This is a genomic window from Aeromonas sp. ASNIH8 (assembly GCF_002919855.1).
Taxonomy (GTDB): Bacteria; Pseudomonadota; Gammaproteobacteria; order Enterobacterales; family Aeromonadaceae; genus Aeromonas; species Aeromonas caviae.
Window position 1 is genome coordinate 25,197 of the sequence record NZ_PQLN01000023.1, and the last position, 16,874, is coordinate 42,070.

The 16,874-nt window shown below is 61.8% G+C and carries 17 protein-coding genes; all 17 read right to left on the minus strand.

Annotated elements, in window-relative coordinates:
* Positions 1-4: 4 nt before the first annotated feature.
* Positions 5-913, minus strand: a complete 909-nt coding sequence (locus C3418_RS08330) for an OmpA family protein (protein WP_010673939.1) — start codon at positions 911-913, stop codon at positions 5-7.
* 2 nt (positions 914-915) lie between these two features.
* Positions 916-1,653: a flagellar motor protein gene (locus tag C3418_RS08335; RefSeq protein WP_029314173.1), complete on the minus strand. Its 738-nt coding sequence runs from the start codon at positions 1,651-1,653 to the stop codon at positions 916-918.
* Between the two features lie 2 nt (positions 1,654-1,655).
* Entirely contained in the window at positions 1,656-2,771 is a 1,116-nt protein-coding gene (locus C3418_RS08340) for a chemotaxis response regulator protein-glutamate methylesterase (RefSeq protein ID WP_010673937.1), read from the minus strand.
* 31 nt (positions 2,772-2,802) lie between these two features.
* Complete coding sequence (locus C3418_RS08345) at positions 2,803-4,959, minus strand: chemotaxis protein CheA (RefSeq protein ID WP_010673936.1); 2,157 nt, start codon at positions 4,957-4,959, stop codon at positions 2,803-2,805.
* Positions 4,960-4,970: 11 nt separating this feature from the next.
* A complete protein-coding gene (locus C3418_RS08350) occupies positions 4,971-5,711 on the minus strand; it encodes a protein phosphatase CheZ (RefSeq protein ID WP_010673935.1) in 741 nt (246 codons plus the stop codon).
* Between the two features lie 12 nt (positions 5,712-5,723).
* Positions 5,724-6,107, minus strand: coding sequence for a chemotaxis response regulator CheY (cheY, locus tag C3418_RS08355; protein WP_010673934.1), 384 nt, complete (start codon positions 6,105-6,107; stop codon positions 5,724-5,726).
* A gap of 110 nt (positions 6,108-6,217) precedes the next feature.
* On the minus strand, positions 6,218-6,937 hold the full coding sequence (locus C3418_RS08360; protein ID WP_029314170.1) for an RNA polymerase sigma factor FliA: 720 nt from the start codon (positions 6,935-6,937) through the stop codon (positions 6,218-6,220).
* On the minus strand, positions 6,930-7,805 hold the full coding sequence (locus tag C3418_RS08365; RefSeq protein WP_010673932.1) for a MinD/ParA family protein: 876 nt from the start codon (positions 7,803-7,805) through the stop codon (positions 6,930-6,932). Before C3418_RS08365 ends, C3418_RS08360 begins: the two co-directional genes overlap by 8 nt.
* A 1-nt stretch (position 7,806) precedes the next feature.
* On the minus strand, positions 7,807-9,303 hold the full coding sequence (flhF, locus tag C3418_RS08370; RefSeq protein WP_010673931.1) for a flagellar biosynthesis protein FlhF: 1,497 nt from the start codon (positions 9,301-9,303) through the stop codon (positions 7,807-7,809).
* A 16-nt stretch (positions 9,304-9,319) separates the two neighbouring features.
* Positions 9,320-11,422: a flagellar biosynthesis protein FlhA gene (gene flhA, locus C3418_RS08375; protein ID WP_010673930.1), complete on the minus strand. Its 2,103-nt coding sequence runs from the start codon at positions 11,420-11,422 to the stop codon at positions 9,320-9,322.
* 328 nt (positions 11,423-11,750) lie between these two features.
* Positions 11,751-12,881: a flagellar biosynthesis protein FlhB gene (gene flhB / locus C3418_RS08380; RefSeq protein ID WP_010673929.1), complete on the minus strand. Its 1,131-nt coding sequence runs from the start codon at positions 12,879-12,881 to the stop codon at positions 11,751-11,753.
* Positions 12,882-12,955: 74 nt separating this feature from the next.
* Positions 12,956-13,753 (minus strand): flagellar biosynthetic protein FliR, encoded by a 798-nt coding sequence (fliR, locus tag C3418_RS08385; RefSeq protein ID WP_010673928.1) that lies wholly within the window; start codon positions 13,751-13,753, stop codon positions 12,956-12,958.
* Between the two features lie 85 nt (positions 13,754-13,838).
* Positions 13,839-14,108: a flagellar biosynthesis protein FliQ gene (fliQ, locus tag C3418_RS08390; protein ID WP_010673927.1), complete on the minus strand. Its 270-nt coding sequence runs from the start codon at positions 14,106-14,108 to the stop codon at positions 13,839-13,841.
* Positions 14,109-14,231: 123 nt separating this feature from the next.
* Positions 14,232-14,990 carry a flagellar type III secretion system pore protein FliP gene (gene fliP, locus C3418_RS08395; RefSeq protein ID WP_010673926.1) on the minus strand — a complete coding sequence of 253 codons (759 nt, stop codon included), beginning with the start codon at positions 14,988-14,990 and terminating at the stop codon, positions 14,232-14,234.
* Positions 14,977-15,360 (minus strand): flagellar biosynthetic protein FliO, encoded by a 384-nt coding sequence (fliO, locus tag C3418_RS08400; RefSeq protein ID WP_010673925.1) that lies wholly within the window; start codon positions 15,358-15,360, stop codon positions 14,977-14,979. The genes fliP and fliO overlap by 14 nt, the downstream gene beginning before the upstream one ends.
* On the minus strand, positions 15,357-15,752 hold the full coding sequence (gene fliN / locus C3418_RS08405; protein WP_010673924.1) for a flagellar motor switch protein FliN: 396 nt from the start codon (positions 15,750-15,752) through the stop codon (positions 15,357-15,359). Before fliN ends, fliO begins: the two co-directional genes overlap by 4 nt.
* A 41-nt stretch (positions 15,753-15,793) precedes the next feature.
* A complete protein-coding gene (gene fliM, locus C3418_RS08410; protein ID WP_010673923.1) occupies positions 15,794-16,867 on the minus strand; it encodes a flagellar motor switch protein FliM in 1,074 nt (357 codons plus the stop codon).
* Positions 16,868-16,874 lie beyond the last annotated feature (7 nt).

Sequence of the window (16,874 nt, forward strand, 5' to 3'; positions counted from 1 at the left end):
TGTATCAATCCTGCCTTGTTGTTATGCGTATGCCCCCACCGGGCAGCGCGATCACCCTGATCTTTTCACTGTCGACACTCTGCGGTGCGTCCTGCACCGGTGCCCCCGTCAGCGGTTTGACGGGGGCTGGCGGCACCCAGGCGAACCTGGATATGGCGACCACCACCTTGCGATTCTGTAATCGTCCCTGCTCGGTGCCATTGTCGACGAAGGGGGAAAACTCTCCGTACGCCTCGTAGGCAAGCCGACCGGGAGCCACCCCTTTGCCCACCAGGGCATTGAGCACTGCCTCGGCGCGGGCCGCTGACAATGTCCAGTTGGAGCGGAAAATTTCGTTGTTTATCGGTTGGTTATCCGTGTAGCCCCGCACCCTGACATAGTTATCGACCGGTTTGAGAATACCTGAAAGCGTATCGAGCACAGGGGCGGCATTGTTACCCAGAAAAGCGCTGCCACTGTTGAACAGGAGACCTGAACTCAGCTCCACCGTCAGCCAGTTATCATCCTGCGCAAGCTTCACCACCCCCGCATCGACCAGGGCGCCCATGGACTCCTGGATCTGCATGTCGATCTGCGCAAGAGCCGTGCCATCTTGCGAGACGGGCGTACCCGTGATGGGGGCCCGCGAAGGGGACGCAGAGGCCTGGCTCTCCAGCAGGCTGGGGGCGGCCGACACCGGGTTGTCCAGCAAGGAATTGCCCCGCCCTTCCAGCAGGCCATCGCTGCGCGGCGCCTGGTTGAAGGCCTGGGTCATGCCCTCGATGACGGCGCGGTACTCCTCCTTGTTGACGATGGCAACGGAGTAGAGCACCACGAAAAGGGCGAAGATGAGCGTCATGTAATCGGCATAGGAGACCAGCCAGCGATCGAGATGCTCTCGCCCTTGCAGGTGCAAACGATAGCGCTTGCGCATGGCTACTCCCCTTTCAGATAAGCCCGTAACCGCCTTTCAACCTGCGGGCCGTTCTCCCCGTGGGCGATGGCCAGAAGCCCCTCCAGGGTCATCTCCTGATAGAGGCCGTAATGGTAGTGGAAGGCGCGCAACCGATTCGCAATCGGCAGATAGAGCAAGTTGGCAAAGCCCACCCCGTAGATGGTGGCGACGAAGGCCACGGCAATGCCCGCCCCCAGGGTGCCTGGCTCCTCCAGATGAAACATGGCCTGGATGAGGCCAATCACGGCCCCGATGATGCCGATGGTGGGGCTGTACCCGCCCATGGACTCGAACACCCTGGCCGAGTGCTCGTTGCGCTCCTGCTCGATGTCGATATCCGCCTCCAGCAGGCTGCGGATATCCTCGATGGAGACGCCATCCACAATCATGGAAAGCCCCTGGCGGGTGAAGGGATCGGGCTCGGCCTCGGCCTGGTTTTCCAGCGCCAGCAAGCCTTGCTGGCGGGCGAACTGGGCCCACGCCTTCAGGCGCTCGGCCTGCTCCGCAAGATCCAGCTGCGGCGGAAACAGCATCCAGGTTGCCTGCCTCAGGGCACTGAGCAGGTACCTGCGGGGAGTCTGCAAGATCACCGCCCCCCAGGTTCCCCCGACGACGATGACAAAGGCCGGGCCATCCAGCAGGGTCAGCAGGCTCCCGCCATGCCACCACTGGGCGATGGCGACGGCCCCCAGCGCCAGCACCAGGCCGAGCATGCTCATGGTCAGCGACCCAACTCGACCAGAATGCGCTGGGCCACCCGATCCAGCGGCAGGGATTCGCTTGCTATGCCCGCCTTGGCAACGGCCTGGGGCATGCCATAGACCACGCAGGAGGCTTCATCCTGCGCCCAGATGGTCGCCCCCTGCTCCTTGAGCAGACGGGCACCGTCGCGGCCATCCGCACCCATGCCGGTCAGTACGATGGCCAGCACCTTGTCGCCATAGGTCTTGGCGGCGGAGGCGAAGGTGATGTCCACGCAGGGTTTGTAGTTGACCTTGTCATTGCCATCGATGATGCGAAGACGGGCTCCGGGCCCGCGCCCTTCCAGCAGCATCTGCTTGCCACCGGGGGCAAGATAGGCCTGACCAGGCTTGAGCACGTCGCCATCCTGCGCCTCCTTGACCCCTATCTGGCACAGCCCGTTGAGGCGGGCGGCAAAGGCAGCGGTGAAGGTGGCCGGCATGTGCTGGATCAGCAGAATGGGATGAGGGAAATCCCCCGGCAGCTTGGTCAGCACGTTCTGCAGTGCCACAGGCCCGCCGGTGGAGGTACCGATGGCAACCAGCTGGTAACTCTTGCCACTGCGCTTGAACGCCGCGGGAGCCGCCGCTGCCCGCGCAGGCTCGGGCTGGCGTTCGGCCAAGGGACGATTCAGGGTCCCCGTGACGGCGGGCCGGACGGCAGGCTCGGGGGCACGGGGCCGGCTCGCCATCAGGAAGCGTTTGCGAGCGATCTCCTTGACCCGCTGCTGCAGCAGGTTGACGGCTTCGTCCTTGTCCCGGGCGATGTCTTCAAACTTCTTGGGCAGAAAATCGAGGGCGCCCGCATCCAGCGCATCCAGTGTTGCCTTGGCTCCCTCGTGGGTCAGGGAAGAGAACATCAGGATGGGGGTCGGACACTTGGCCATGATCTCGCGCACGGCGCTGATGCCGTCGAGCACCGGCATTTCAATGTCCATGGTAATGACGTCGGGCCGCAACTGCTGCGCCTTGTCTACCGCCTCCCGCCCGTTCTGGGCCGTGTCGATCACCGTCATCAGGGGATCCTGATTGATGATTTCGCTGACCCGACGGCGGAAGAAACTCGAATCGTCGACCACTAATACCTTGACTGCCATTGTTATTCTTTTAACTCCTTGAGCCTGGCGCTCAGTGGCGACGGGCATAGGCCTTGAGCAGGCTGGGCACATCCAGAATGAGGGCGATGCCGCCGTCGCTGGTAATCGTGGCGCCGGCCATGCCGGGGGTACCTTGCAGCAGGTTGTCCAGGGGCTTTATCACCACCTCTTCCTGACCGATGAGGTTGTCTACCACGAAGCCCACCTGCTGGGTCCCTATCTGGACGATGACCACGTGACCCTGGTCCTGGCGGGCCGTCTTGCCGGCACCGCGTACCAGCCACTTGTGCAGGTAGAACAGCGGAATCGCCTTGTCACGGACGATGATGGTGAGCTGGCCATCCACCACGTTGGCCTTTTTCAGATCCAGGTGGAAAATTTCATTCACGCAACCGAGGGGCAGGGCGAAGGTCTGCTGACCCACCTCCACCATCAGGGTCGGCAGAATGGCCAGGGTCAGGGGAACCTTGATCTCGAGACGGGTGCCCTTGCCCCAGGTGGAATCGATGTGTACCGAGCCATTGAGGCTGACGATGCTGGTCTTCACCACGTCCATGCCCACTCCACGGCCGGAGATGTCGGAGATCTCCGACTTGGTGGAGAAGCCGGGGGCGAAGATCAGGTTGTAGGCATCGTTGTCGCTCATGCGCGCCGCGCTGTCAGCATCGAGCACGCCACGGCTGATGGCGATGGACTTGAGCTTCTCCGGGTCCATCCCTGCGCCGTCATCCTCGATGCAGAGCAGAATGTGGTCCCCTTGCTGGGAGGCGCTCAGGGTGATGGTGCCCTGACGGGGCTTGCCCGCCTTCTCGCGCACGTCCGGCATCTCGACGCCATGGTCGCAGGAGTTGCGCACCAGGTGAACCAGGGGGTCGGCCAGGGCCTCCACCAGGTTCTTGTCCAGATCCGTGTCCTCACCCACCATCACCAGCTCGATCTCCTTCTTGAGGGTACGAGCCAGATCGCGCACCACGCGCGGGAAGCGGCCGAATACTTTCTTGATAGGCTGCATGCGGGTCTTCATGACCGCGCCCTGCAGATCGGCGGTCACGACGTCGAGGTTCGCGACAGCCTTGGACATCTCTTCGTCATTGCTGGCGATGCCGAGGCTCACCAGGCGGTTTCTCACCAGCACCAGTTCGCCCACCATGTTCATGATGACGTCCAGGGTCTTGGTATCCACCCGCACCGTGGTATCGCTCTGTACCGCACTGCTCTCGGCGGGAGCGGCCTGCTTGGCAGGGGCGGCCTTGGCTGGCGCTGGGGGCTCTGCCGGCGCGGGTTTGGCGGCCACCGGCGCCTTGGGCGGCGTCACCGGGGCTGCGGGGGCAGCGGGTGCCGGGGCCTTGGGTTCGGGAGCTGGCGCAGGAGCAGACGCCAGACTGTGCTGGGGCGCCTGGCCACGGCCGTGCAGTTCATCCAGCAGGCGCTCGAACTCATCGTCGTCGATGAGCTCGTCCACCTCTTTCTGGACCGACTGCAAAGGTGCCAGATCGGGGGCACCACCGTGCTGGCCCTGACCATGGAGCTGGTCGAGCAGGGCTTCGAATTCGTCGTCTGTGATGTCACCTGAACCGCTCAGCACGGGGGCGGCAGAGACCGTCGGCGCTTTGCCGACACCGTGCAGCTCATCGAGCAGGCGTTCAAATTCGTCGGCGGAGATCTCGTCAATGGAGCCACCGCCATTGACGGCGACAGGCGCCACCTCGGCGATGACCTCGGGTTCTGGTGCGGGTTCGGGCTCAGGCTCCGGCTCTGGCTGGGCCGCCACGCTGGCGGTACGCAGCTGCTCCTGCCCTTCCGGCTTGCACAGCTCGTGCAGATCGTGCAGCAGATCGGGAGAGGCGGGGCTTATCTCTTCGCGGTTCTGGACCTGGGCAAACATGACGTTGATGGCATCCAGCGCCTGCAAGATGACATCCATCAGCTCGGCACTGAGGGTCCGCTTGCCGTTGCGCAGCATGTCGAACAGGTTCTCGGCACCGTGACAGACATCCACCAGTTCGGTGAGAGAGAGGAAACCCGCTCCCCCCTTGACGGTGTGGAAGCCGCGGAAGATGGCGTTCAACAGGTTCTTGTCATCGGGCCGCTTTTCCAAGTCGACCAGTTGTTCAGACAACTGTTCCAATATTTCTGATGCTTCGACCAAAAAGTCTTGCAGTATGTCTTCATCAACTTCGAAGGCCATGCGTCACTCCATTAGAATCCCAGGCTAGACAGCAGATCGTCCACATCATCTTGACCATTGACCACATCTGAGCGGGTCTGCGGGTTCATGATGGGGCCTTCCGCCTCGATGCCGCTCGCTGGCAGGCTACGTGCCGAATTGTCGCTAACGCCCTCACCGAACATGGTCAGCATCTCTATCAACTTCGTTTCAACTTCCTGCACCAGTTTGATCACCTTGCGGATCATCTGACCGGTCAGGTCCTGGAAATCCTGAGCCATCAGAATTTCCGTCAGCAGTTGTCGTAACTTATCGGCATCCGTCTCAGAAGCCTTAATAAAATCATTCAGTTGATGGCACAGTGCCTTGAATTGACCCAGCTCGAGATCCCGGCTCATCAGGGCATTCCAGTTGGGCATGACCAGCTGAATGTTGTCGTTGAGTCGATCGGCGATGGGCAGACTGGCCTCGACCGCATCCATGGTGCGATTGGCCGCCTTGTCCGTCATGTCGATGACATAGCTCAGACGCTCCCGGGCATCCGGGATCTCATGGGTGGCCAGGTCGGGGATCCTGGGATCCAGGCGAAAATCCTGCAATGAATTGTGCAATTGGCGGGTCAGCTGCCCCACCTTGTCAAACAGGGCCGCCGCGTTGGGGGCGCACACATCGGCGAGGATGGTATCGGCCTGTTCAAACTCTTCCCGCTCCAGGTGGGCAACCAGCATCCTTGCCTGGTCAAGCGAGATCATGGCACTCGTTTTGGCCTTCATCCCTGCCGCTCCTTAGCCGATACGTTCAAAGATTTTGTCGAGCTTCTCTTTGAGGGTGGCAGCGGTGAACGGCTTGACGATATAGCCATTGACCCCGGCCTGGGCGGCTTCGATGATCTGCTCGCGTTTGGCTTCGGCAGTCACCATCAGAACCGGCAGGTGCTTGAGCTTGTCGTCGAGGCGAATCGCCTTGAGCAGGTCGATGCCCTGCATACCGGGCATGTTCCAGTCGGTGACCACGAACTGGAAGTCGCCATTTTTCAGCATCGGCAACGCCGTGTTGCCATCGTCTGCTTCATGGGTATTGTTGTATCCCAGGTCACGCAGCAAGTTCTTGATAATCCGGCGCATCGTTGAAAAGTCATCGACGATGAGGATTTTCATGTTCTTGTCCAAAGTTCCTCCTAAATAGCCGCCAAGACGGCTCACTTACATGATGCAGATCGCAGGTTTTATGGTGCGGATTATGCCTTAGAGTTGTGCTCCAGTGTAGCCAGTACAACCACTTATAAATTCCAATCTCGCAAACGGGCGCGCAGCCTGTGCATGGCCTGACTATGAATCTGGCTCACCCGAGACTCACTTACACTCAATACTTCACCGATCTCGCGCAGATTCAGCTCTTCATCGTAATAAAGGGAGAGCACCAGCGCCTCCCGCTCCGGCAGGCGGGCGATGTGCTCCGCCAGGGCCCCCTGGAAGCGTTCAGCCGCCAGATCGTCGAATCCTCCCTGACCGTTGCCTTCATCGGGATGACCGATGACATCTTCGCTGACGCCCAGATCCTCGATGCCGATGATCTTGCCGCATGAAACATCCTGCAGCATGGCATGGTACTCCCCGAGGGACACCCCCATATTGGCGGCCACCTCGGTGTCTCTGGCATCCCGGCCATGGGCCTGCTCCACGTTCTCGATCGCTTCAGCGATGGCACGGCTGTTGCGGTGCACCGAGCGGGGCACCCAGTCCCCACGGCGGATCTCGTCGAGCATGGCACCACGGATGCGGATGCCGGCATAGGTTTCAAAGCTGGCGCCCTTGCTGCCGTCAAAGTTGCGGGAAGCTTCGAGCAGCCCAATCATACCTGCCTGGATCAGGTCATCCAGCAAGACACTGCTTGGCAGGCGAGCCAATAAATGCTGGGCAATCCGCTTGACCAGCGGAGCGTGTCGCTCGACCAGCACGTAGGAATCCTGATGACGCAAGTATGCTTGGGCTTTATTCACGGGAGTCTTCCTGTGTTATGACCGGCTTTTGCAACAAGTTTTCCAGGAAAAATTCGAGGTGGCCGCCCGGCTGATTCGGGATGGGCCAGCTCGCCGCCTTGTTCGCCAGGGCACGAAATGCCAGGGCGGCAGGGGATTTTGGAAACGCCTCAACTATCAGTTTCTGCTTGCGCACCGCGGCCCGCAGGTTGGTGTCGTAAGGCACGCAGGCCACCAGCTCCAGGGAGGTATCCAGGAAGCGGTCGGTGACCCGGGTCAGCTTGGCGAACAGCTCCTGCCCCTCGCGCAGAGAGCGGACCATGTTGGCCACCACCTTGAAGCGGAATACACCGTGATCCTTGGAGAGGATCTTGATGAGCGCGTAGGCATCCGTGATGGAGGTGGGTTCATCGCACACCACCACCATGATGTCCTGGGCGGCACGGGTGAAACTCAGCACCATGTCGGAGATCCCCGCCGCCGTGTCCACCAGCAACACGTCCACCTGGGTCTTCATCTCGCTGAAGGCGCGGATGAGCTCGGCATGTTGTACCGGGGAGAGCTCGACCATGGACTGAGTGCCCGAGGTGGCTGGCACTATCATCATGCCGTAGGGCCCCTCGACGATGATGTCGTCCAGGGTGCATTCCCCCGCCAGCACATGGGAGAGGTTGCGATGCACCCTCAGCCCCAGCATGACGTCGACGTTGGCCAGACCAAGGTCGGCGTCCAGCACCAACACCCGCTTGCCCTGGGCGGCCATGGCTCCCGCCACGTTCAGGGTCACGTTGGTCTTGCCGACGCCCCCCTTGCCTCCGGACACGGCGATCACTTTCACTCGATTGTTTTGACGCATTTTGCGCAGACCACTCGCCTGATCCATATACATGTTACTCATAAAACTCCGAATCTTCGGATTCGCCAAAACCCGATCCCCAGAAATAGGGATCTTCTGCTTCCCGTTCCAGCGACCCCATGGCGGCACCGACCAGCAGCGCCGCGTTGGCAACTTGAATATCTTCCGGCACCCGTTGCCCGTCGGTGATATAACTGATGGGCAGGGCGTTTTGAATGCACACGTTGATCACTTCACCCAGATTCAGGCTCTCGTCGAGCTTGGTCAGAATGCAGCCGGAGAGCGGAATGCGCCGGAAGTGATCCACCGCCTCCTGCATCACCCGTCGCTGGGAGGTGGCCGACATGACCAGATAACTGCGGATGCGCACCTTGGCATTCTTCACCAGGGTGTCGAGCTGTTCGGTCAGGCGGATATCCCGCTGACCCACCCCGGCGGTGTCGATGAGCACCAGCCGGCGATGGCGGAACTGATAGAGGGCACTGGCCAGCTCTTCGGCGTCCCGCACCTGACGCACCGGGCAACCCATGATGCGACCATAGGTCTGCAACTGTTCGTGGGCCCCGATCCGGTAGTTGTCCGTGGTAATGAGCGCCACCTGCTCGGCGCCATACTTCATGGCAAAGCGGGCCGCCAGCTTGGCGATGGTGGTGGTCTTGCCCACCCCGGTCGGTCCGAGCAGGGCCACCGCCCCTCCCTGACGCAGGATCTCGTCCTCGCTGATCTTGAGCTGGGCCGTCAGCACCTCGGCCAGTTGGGCCATGGCCTGATGGATCGGCATGTCTTCGGGGATGAGGCCCGCCAGTTGATCGGCGAAGGCATCGTCGAACCCCATCTTCTTGAGTTCCTTGATGAGCAGGGCGCGCATGGGTTCGCGGCGCTCCACCTCCTGCCACATCAGGCCGGAGATCTGGTGCTCCAGCAGCTTGCGGATGCTGGCCATCTCCTTGCGCATCCCCTCCATCTCCTGATCCCGCTGGGCTGACTGGGTCTGGCGCGGGGCGGCGGCAGGACGGGCCTTGGGCTTGGCGGGTTCGGGAGCGGCGCCCCACTGGCCCTGTTCGGCCAGGGTTCTGGGAGCACTGGCCGCGCCCGCCAGTCCGGCGGACTGGGTGCCGGCAGCGCCATTGGCGGGCCAGGAGGCCGAAGCTGGCTGACCGTTGCCTCCGTTGCCAGACCATGATCCCGGGGCGCCATTGCCACCCGCCGGGTTGGCCGGATTGAGCTTCTGCTGGCGTGCCAGCAGGGCCGCCAGGGTATCGGCGTAGTATTCGTTCTGTTCCTTGGGTGGCGCCGACCTCGTCATCTGCTTGCCCGCAGACGAGATATTGACGCTCTCTTCATTCAACTGACGGCGAACCGGCGCGTCTTTGGGCCCCGGTACCTGGGATTGATAATCGACGGCCGCGACTATCTCCACCCCACCGGTGACCTTTTTGTTGGACATGATGACGGCATCGGGTCCGAGAGTCTCCTTGACCTCGGCCAGCGCCGTGCGCATGTCTTTGGCAAAAAACCGCTTAATCTTCACCCGTCATCTCCGCTAACTAGCCCTGTCCCACCGCACTGACGATGCGGATCTGCTTGTCGTCAGGCACTTCCTGATAGGACAGCACGCGTAATCCAGGAATGGCATTCTTGACAAATTTCGCCAGGGTATTGCGCAATATCCCCGATGTCAGAAGCACGGCCGGCTGGCCTTCCAGTTCTTGTCGTTGAGTGGCTTCCACCAGGGAGCGTTGCATCCGCTCCGCCAGTCCCGGTTCGATACCGGCGCCATCTCCCCCACCTGCTTGCAGGGATTGATGCAATATACGTTCCAGTTCTGGTGACAAGGTGATCACCGGCAGCTCGGGCTCGGGGCCGGCAATCTCCTGCACAATCAATCTGCGCAGGGCGATCCGGCAGGCTGCGGTCAGCACTTCCGGGTCCGGGCTGCGGGGCGCATATTCCACGAGGGTCTGCAGGATAGTGCGCATATCGCGAATTGGCACGCCTTCATTGAGCAAATTCTGCAATACCTTCACCAGGTTGCCCATGCTGATCACCTCGGGAACCAGTCCTTCCACCAGCTTGCTCTGATGCTTCCCTATCATGTCGAGCAGTTGTTGCACCTCGTCATGACCCAGCAGCAGCGCCGCATGGTTGGAGAGGATCTGGCTCAGGTGGGTAGCCACCACGGTGGCCGCATCGACCACGGTGTAGCCAAGGGTCTGGGCCTGGGAGACCTGCTCCTTGGCGACCCAGACCGCCTCCAGCCCGAACGCCGGGTCCTGGGTAGCGATACCGTGGATCTGGCCGAACACCTGCCCCGGGTTGATGGCCATCTCCTTGTCGTGATAGACGGTGGCTTCCCCCGTGCTCACGCCCATCAGGGTGATGCGGTACTGGTTGGGTGCAAGATCCAGGTTGTCGCGAATGTGGACGGCAGGCACCAGAAAGCCCAGCTCCTGGGAGAGCTTCTTGCGCACCCCCTTGATCCGGTTGAGCAGCTCGCCCCCCTGATTCTTGTCCACCAGAGGTATCAGCTGATAACCCACCTCCAGGCCGATGATGTCCACCGGCATGACGTCGTCCCAGCTGAGATCCTTCTGCTCCACCGGGGCATCCCCCTGGGCCGGCATGAGTTCGCCGCTCGCCGCCTTCGCCTTGTTCTGCTTCTCGCGGCGCAGCAGCCACCAGGCGCCCGCCGCCGCCACCGCCCCCAAGCTCAGGAAAGCCAGGTGCGGCATGCCGGGTACGCTGCCCATCATCAGCAGGATGCCGGCGGAGATCACCAGCGCCTTGGGATTTTCGAACAGTTGGCCGAGTACCGCTGTCCCCATGTCCTGGTCGGTATTCTGACGGGTAACGATGATGGCCGCGGCAATGGAGAGCAGGAGCGAGGGGATCTGGGCGACCAGACCGTCACCGATGGCGAGCAGGGTATAGACCTGGGCCGCTTCGCCGAAGGTGAGCTGGTGCTGCATCATGCCGATGATGAAGCCGCCGATGATGTTGATGAAGAGGATCATGATGCCGGCGATGGCATCCCCCTTCACGAATTTGGAGGCACCGTCCATGGAGCCGTAGAAGTCCGCTTCCTGAGTCACGTCCTGACGGCGCTTCTTGGCCTCTTCCTGGTTGATGAGACCGGCGTTCAGGTCCGCATCGATGGCCATCTGCTTGCCGGGCATGGCGTCAAGGGTGAAGCGGGCGCTCACCTCGGAGATCCGGCCCGCACCCTTGGTGACCACCACGAAGTTGATGATCACCAGGATCATGAAGACGATGATGCCCACGGCATAGTTGCCGCCGATCACCACGTTGCCGAACGCCTCGATCACATGGCCTGCCGCCGCGCTGCCGTTGTGGCCTTCCAGCAACACCACCCGGGTGGAGGCAACGTTGAGGGCGAGCCGCAGCAGGGTGGCGATCAGCAAGACGGTGGGGAAGGCGGCAAATTCCAGGGGGCGGCGGGTATAGACCGCCACCAGCAGCACCACGATGGAGAGGGCGATATTGAAGGAGAAGAGGATATCCAGCATCAGGGGCGGAATGGGGAGTACCACCATCCCCAGAGAGGCCAATACCAGCAGCGGCGTCCCTACCCCTCTGCTGAGCAGCCACTTGTACTCTTTGAAACGGCCCAGTCCCGCTTTGAATCCCATCGTGCATCTCAATGATAAACTGCCAATAGCGGATTAAAGCAAATATCAAGCCAAGGATTCAATGCATTGATTTATATGGTTTTTATTTTAACGCTGTCAGAAGTCCGTCGTTGGCGTCACGGGGAATGGTGACAGGGGGGAAGCTGCCTTCACCAAGCAGGCCAAAGGCCAGCCCAGGCCATGGGGCGAGGCGACGCGCCTCGACAGGGAGATTGCGGCCTTGTTTGCGACACAGGGAGAGACCGGATGGTGGGGCCATCCCACCGCTTTATTTGCGAAACGCGGGGGCACAAGGGAGAGAACCCGGGATCAGGCTGCCACCCCTGCGTTATTTGCGAAACTCGGGGGGAATGGGCAGATCCGTGGCGATGGGGGTCGGGCGCCGGCCGCGACCACGGCGGAACTTCTTGAGCTGATAGACATAGGCCAGCACCTGGGCGACGGCGGCGAAGAGCCCCTCCGGGATCTCCTGGCCAATCTCGGTGGCGTGGTAAAGGGCCCGGGTGAGCGGCGGGGAGGACATGACGGGGATGTCGTATTCGCGCCCGATCTCCCGGATCTTCATCGCCACCTCGTCGACCCCCTTGGCCAGTACCTTGGGCGCCGCCCCCGGCTTGCCCGCATCGTATTTGAGCGCCACCGAGTAGTGGGTCGGGTTGGTGATGATCACATCGGCCTTGGGGACATCCCCCATCATGCGGCGCATGGCCATCTGCATCTGCAACTGGCGTATCCGCCCCTTGACCTCGGGCTTGCCTTCGCTGTCCTTGAACTCGTCCTTGATCTCCTGCTTGGTCATCTTCAGCTGGCGATTGTGGTTCCAGCTCTGGAACGGCACATCGATGGCGACAATGGGGATCAGGGCGCAGCAGAGGATGATCAGCATCCAGAGCAGCAGGTCCAGGGCATCGACGATGCCGCCGGGAAAGCCCTCGAGAGAGAGATTCAGCAGATGGTTGAACTGGCTTGATAGCATCCACCAGGCGAACAGACTGATAAACACCACTTTCGCGATGGATTTGACAAGTTCCACCAGGGATTGCACCCCGAACATCCTTTTGATGCCGCTCAGGGGGCTCAGCTTGCTCCACTTGGGCAGCATGGCCTCGGAGGAGAAGTTCATCCCGCCGAGCAGGGTGTTGCCGACGAAGGCGGCGATGATCACCAGCATGAACAGCAGCCCCAGAGGCTGGATCAGCTCCCCCAGCAGGGCGGGCACCATGGCCCCCATGGCATTGGGGTCGAACGCCTGGTCCCGGTCCAGGGTAAAGCCCATGGTGAGCACCTTGATCATGGCCCCTGCCAGACTCTCCTTGATCATCAGGAGGCCGAACACGGTCGCCAGCAGGACGCTGGCGGTACCCAGCTCCTTGGAACGTGCAATCTGCCCTTTTTCCCGGGCCTGTTGCAGTCGTTTGCCCGTGGGTTGCTCTGTGCGTTCCTGATCGGTATCAGCCATGCTGGCCTCCTGCCGGCATCAGCCGACTGGCGGCCCGCCAGAGTGGCGTCAAAAGGGCCGCAACCGGGAGGGCCTCAGTCATGCTGGCCCCCGAAGCACTGGACGTTGATGAGCTCGCAGCTGGTCTCCTGCACCCGCTCCCAGAGCGCGTCGAAGTGCCCCATGAAGCCACCGATGGTGAGCCAGAGGATGAACAGGCCCGACATCATGCTCACCGCAAAGCCGATGCTGAAGATGTTGAGCTGGGGGGCCGCACGGGTCATCACCCCGAACGCGAAGTTGATCAGCAGCAGGGCGATGATGGCCGAGAGCGCCATCACCAGAGAAGCCTGATACATGACCCCGAGAAAGCTCACCAGGCTGCGGATGGCAGGCAGGGTGAGCCCGCTGTCAGATACCGGCAGGGTTTCGAAACTCAGCACCACCATGCGCAGCATCAGCAGGTGGCCGTCCACCGCGAGAAACACCAGGGTCGCCAGCATCAGGTAGAACTGGCCCACCACGGGAGCCGACTGGCCGTTCATGGGGTCCACCAGGGTGGCAAAGCCCAGGCTGGTCTGCATGGCGATGACCTGACCCGCCATCACGAAGGTCTCCAGCAGGAACTGGGTCATGAGGCCGAGCGCGATGCCGATGAGCAGTTGCTGCCCCAGCACCAGGAAGCTGCCGAGGGAGAAGAGCTCGATCTTCGGCATGGGGGGCAGCAGGGGGGCGATGATGAGGGTGATCGCCAGCGCCAGGCCGATGCGGATATGGGCAGGGGCGAGCCGGCTGCCAAAGACCGCCATCACCATCAGGAGACTGCTCACCCGGGCCAGGGGCCAGAGGATGGAGGAGAGCCACTCCATGATGAGCGCCGTGGTGTAGGTCATGACAGCAACACTCCCGGCAGGGGCAGGCCAACGGGAGGACGCAGGCACCGGTCTGCCAGAGCGAAAGGGTGGCCCTTGGCTGGCATCAGCCCACCACCTCGGGGATCTGGCTCACCATCAGCTGGAAGAAGTCCATCAGACTCTGCAATCCCCAGTGAGCCCCCGCCCCCAGGGCCAGCAGGGTGACCACCAGACGGGGCAGGAAGCTCAAAGTCTGTTCGTTGATGGAGGTGGCGGCCTGGAAGATGGCGACCACCAACCCCACCATCAGGCTCGGCAGGATCACGGCGCACACCATGATGGTCACCAGCCAAAGCGCCTCGCGAAAGACGTCGACGAAGGTTTCAGGACTCATTGCTCGCTCCTTGTGATGGGTTTGCCCAAGGCCGCATCCTCCCGGCCTCCTCCTTCGAGAGAAAGAGAGGCCTCGCGCCCTCCCCGAGTGAAGGGGAGAGCCAGGGGGAGGGTCTGCCCTCCCCTAACCACCCGAGCCCAGCCCGAAGCTGGTGGCCAGGGAGCCCAGAATAAGGTTCCAGCCATCCACCATGACGAACAGCATCAGCTTGAACGGCAGGGAGACCAGCATGGGGGAGAGCATCATCATCCCCATGGCCATCAGGATACTGGCGACCACCAGATCGATGACCAGGAAGGGCAGAAACAGCATGAAGCCTATCTGGAAGGCGGTCTTGAGCTCGCTGGTGACAAAGGCCGGGATCAGCACCCGCAGCGGCACGTCCGCAGGCTCGGCTACCTGCACGTTCGCTATCTCCATGAAAGTATTGAGATCCTTGACCCGGGTCTGGGCCAGCATGAACTGGTGAATGGGCAGCTCCGCCTTCTCCAGGGCCTCCTTGGCCCCGATGGTCTCGGCCAGATAGGGCTGCAACGCCTCGTTGTTGATGCGATCCAGCACCGGCGACATGATGAAAAACGACATGAAGAGGGCGATGCCGATCAGCACCTGGTTGGAGGGGCTCTGCTGCAGACCGATGGCCTGGCGCAGGATGCCGAGCACCACGATGATCCGGGTGAAGGAGGTCATCATGATCACCATGGCCGGCAGGAAGGAGAGCGCGGTCATCAGCGCCAGCACCTGCAGGGTCAGACTGTACTCCTGACTGCCATCCGCCATGGTCTTGACGGTGAGTGCCGACATGCCGTCCTGGGCCATCGCCAGGGGCGAGAGCACCAGGGAGAGCAGTGCCAGCCACCGGGTCCAGTTAACGTTTTTCATGCTTGCCCATCAGTTTGCCCAGTTGCTCGGAGAACGCCTGGGGCTGGCTCTCGTCCAGCGGCTCCTCCAGGCGATAGAGGAAGTTGACCTGCTGCGGCGTCACCCCGACCAGCAGCTGCTGGCCGCCCACCTTGACCACCATCAGCTTCTCCTTGTAGCCAAGGGGCAGGGTGGCGATGACCTTCATCTGGCCCCCTCCCATCACCTGGGAAAGCTTGCTCTTCTTGAGCAGGAAGCCCAGCACCAGAATGAGGCCGATCACCATCAGGCTGGAGAGCAGCCAGGAGGTGAGGCTGGGGGGATTCGCCCCTACCCCCGGGTTGGCCAGGGCTGGCAGGGAAAACAGCCACAACGGGAGCACACGGATCATTTGAGCTTCTTGATCCTTTCAATCTGGCTGATGACGTCGGTAAGGCGGATACCGAACTTGTCGTTCACCACCACCACCTCGCCGTGGGCGATCAGGGTACCGTTGACCAGCACGTCCAGGGGCTCACCCGCCACCCGATCCAGCTCCACCACCGAGCCCTGGTTCAGTTGCAGCAGGTTGCGAATGCTGATCTGGCTGCGGCCCACTTCCATGGCGATGGTCACCGGGATGTCCAGAATGGTGTCCAGCTTGCGCCGCTCTTCGGCGCTGATGGGGGCTTCGTCCTTCAACTCCTCCAGGGGGGCAGGCTTGGCTTCGGCCGTGACCTGCTCCTCCAGTGCGGCCGCCCAGGCGTCAGCCATCAAATCCTGCTCGTCATCGGTTCCGCTCATCTTCAATTCCTCAGTGTTGCAACACCTCCCCGGGGGGAGGATCAATCAGGGTGTTTGTCAGAGATGCTTCGCTCAAGCTCTTCCAGCTCGGCTTCGCCATCAATGCGCACGCCCCCGCGGGTCACCAGATGCATCTCTGTCTTGACCCCGTCAGGGCGCTTGATTTTGTCGGTGATCTTGAGCGCCACGTTCTCCTTGGTGCGCCCCATCTTGGCGTGGAAGGTGGGCAGATCCTCCACAAAGACCAGCAGGTTCTCCGGCATCTCCACCGGGATGATGTCCCCGGGTCTGAGCTCCATCAGCTCACGCAAGGAGAGCTCGGTCTCCAGCAGCTTGGCCTTGAGCTCCACCTTGACGTCCATGATCTCGTCGCGCAGGGCCTTGCTCCAGCGCACGTCGGTATCCCCCTTGTCGCTCTGCACCCCCGCATCCAGCAGTTCGCGGATGGGTTCCAGCATGGAGTAGGGCATGGCCACGTGGAAGTCGCCGCCACCGCCGTCCAGCTCGATGTGGAAGGAGCTCACCACGATCACCTCGGTGGGGCTGACGATGTTCGCCATGGCCGGGTTCACTTCGGAGTCGAGGTATTCAAAGCCCACGTCCATCACCGGCGCCCAGGCATCTTTGTAGTCCTCGAACACCAGCTTGAGCAGCATCTGGATGATGCGCCGCTCGGTGGGGGTGAATTCCCGCCCCTCGATCTTGGCGTGGTAGCGGCCATCACCGCCAAAGAAGTTCTCCACCAGGATGAAGACGAGCCGCGCCTCCATGGTGATGAGCGCCGTCCCCTTGAGGGGGCGGAAACGCACCATGTTCAGGCTGGTGGGCACGAACAGGGTGTGGACATATTCGCCAAACTTGAGCATCTGCACGCCGTTGATGGAGACCTCGGCGGTGCGCCGCATCATGTTGAACAGGCTGATGCGCATGTGGCGGGCAAACCGTTCGTTCACCAGCTCCAGGGTCGGCATGCGGCCGCGGACGATGCGGTCCTGGGAGGAGAAGTCGAACTGGGCGATACCGGGATCCCCGGCAGCTCCCAGCTCCTCCTCCTCGACATCGTCGACGCCGTGCAGCAGGGCATCAATCTCGTCCTGACTTAACAGATCGCTCACGCTTCAC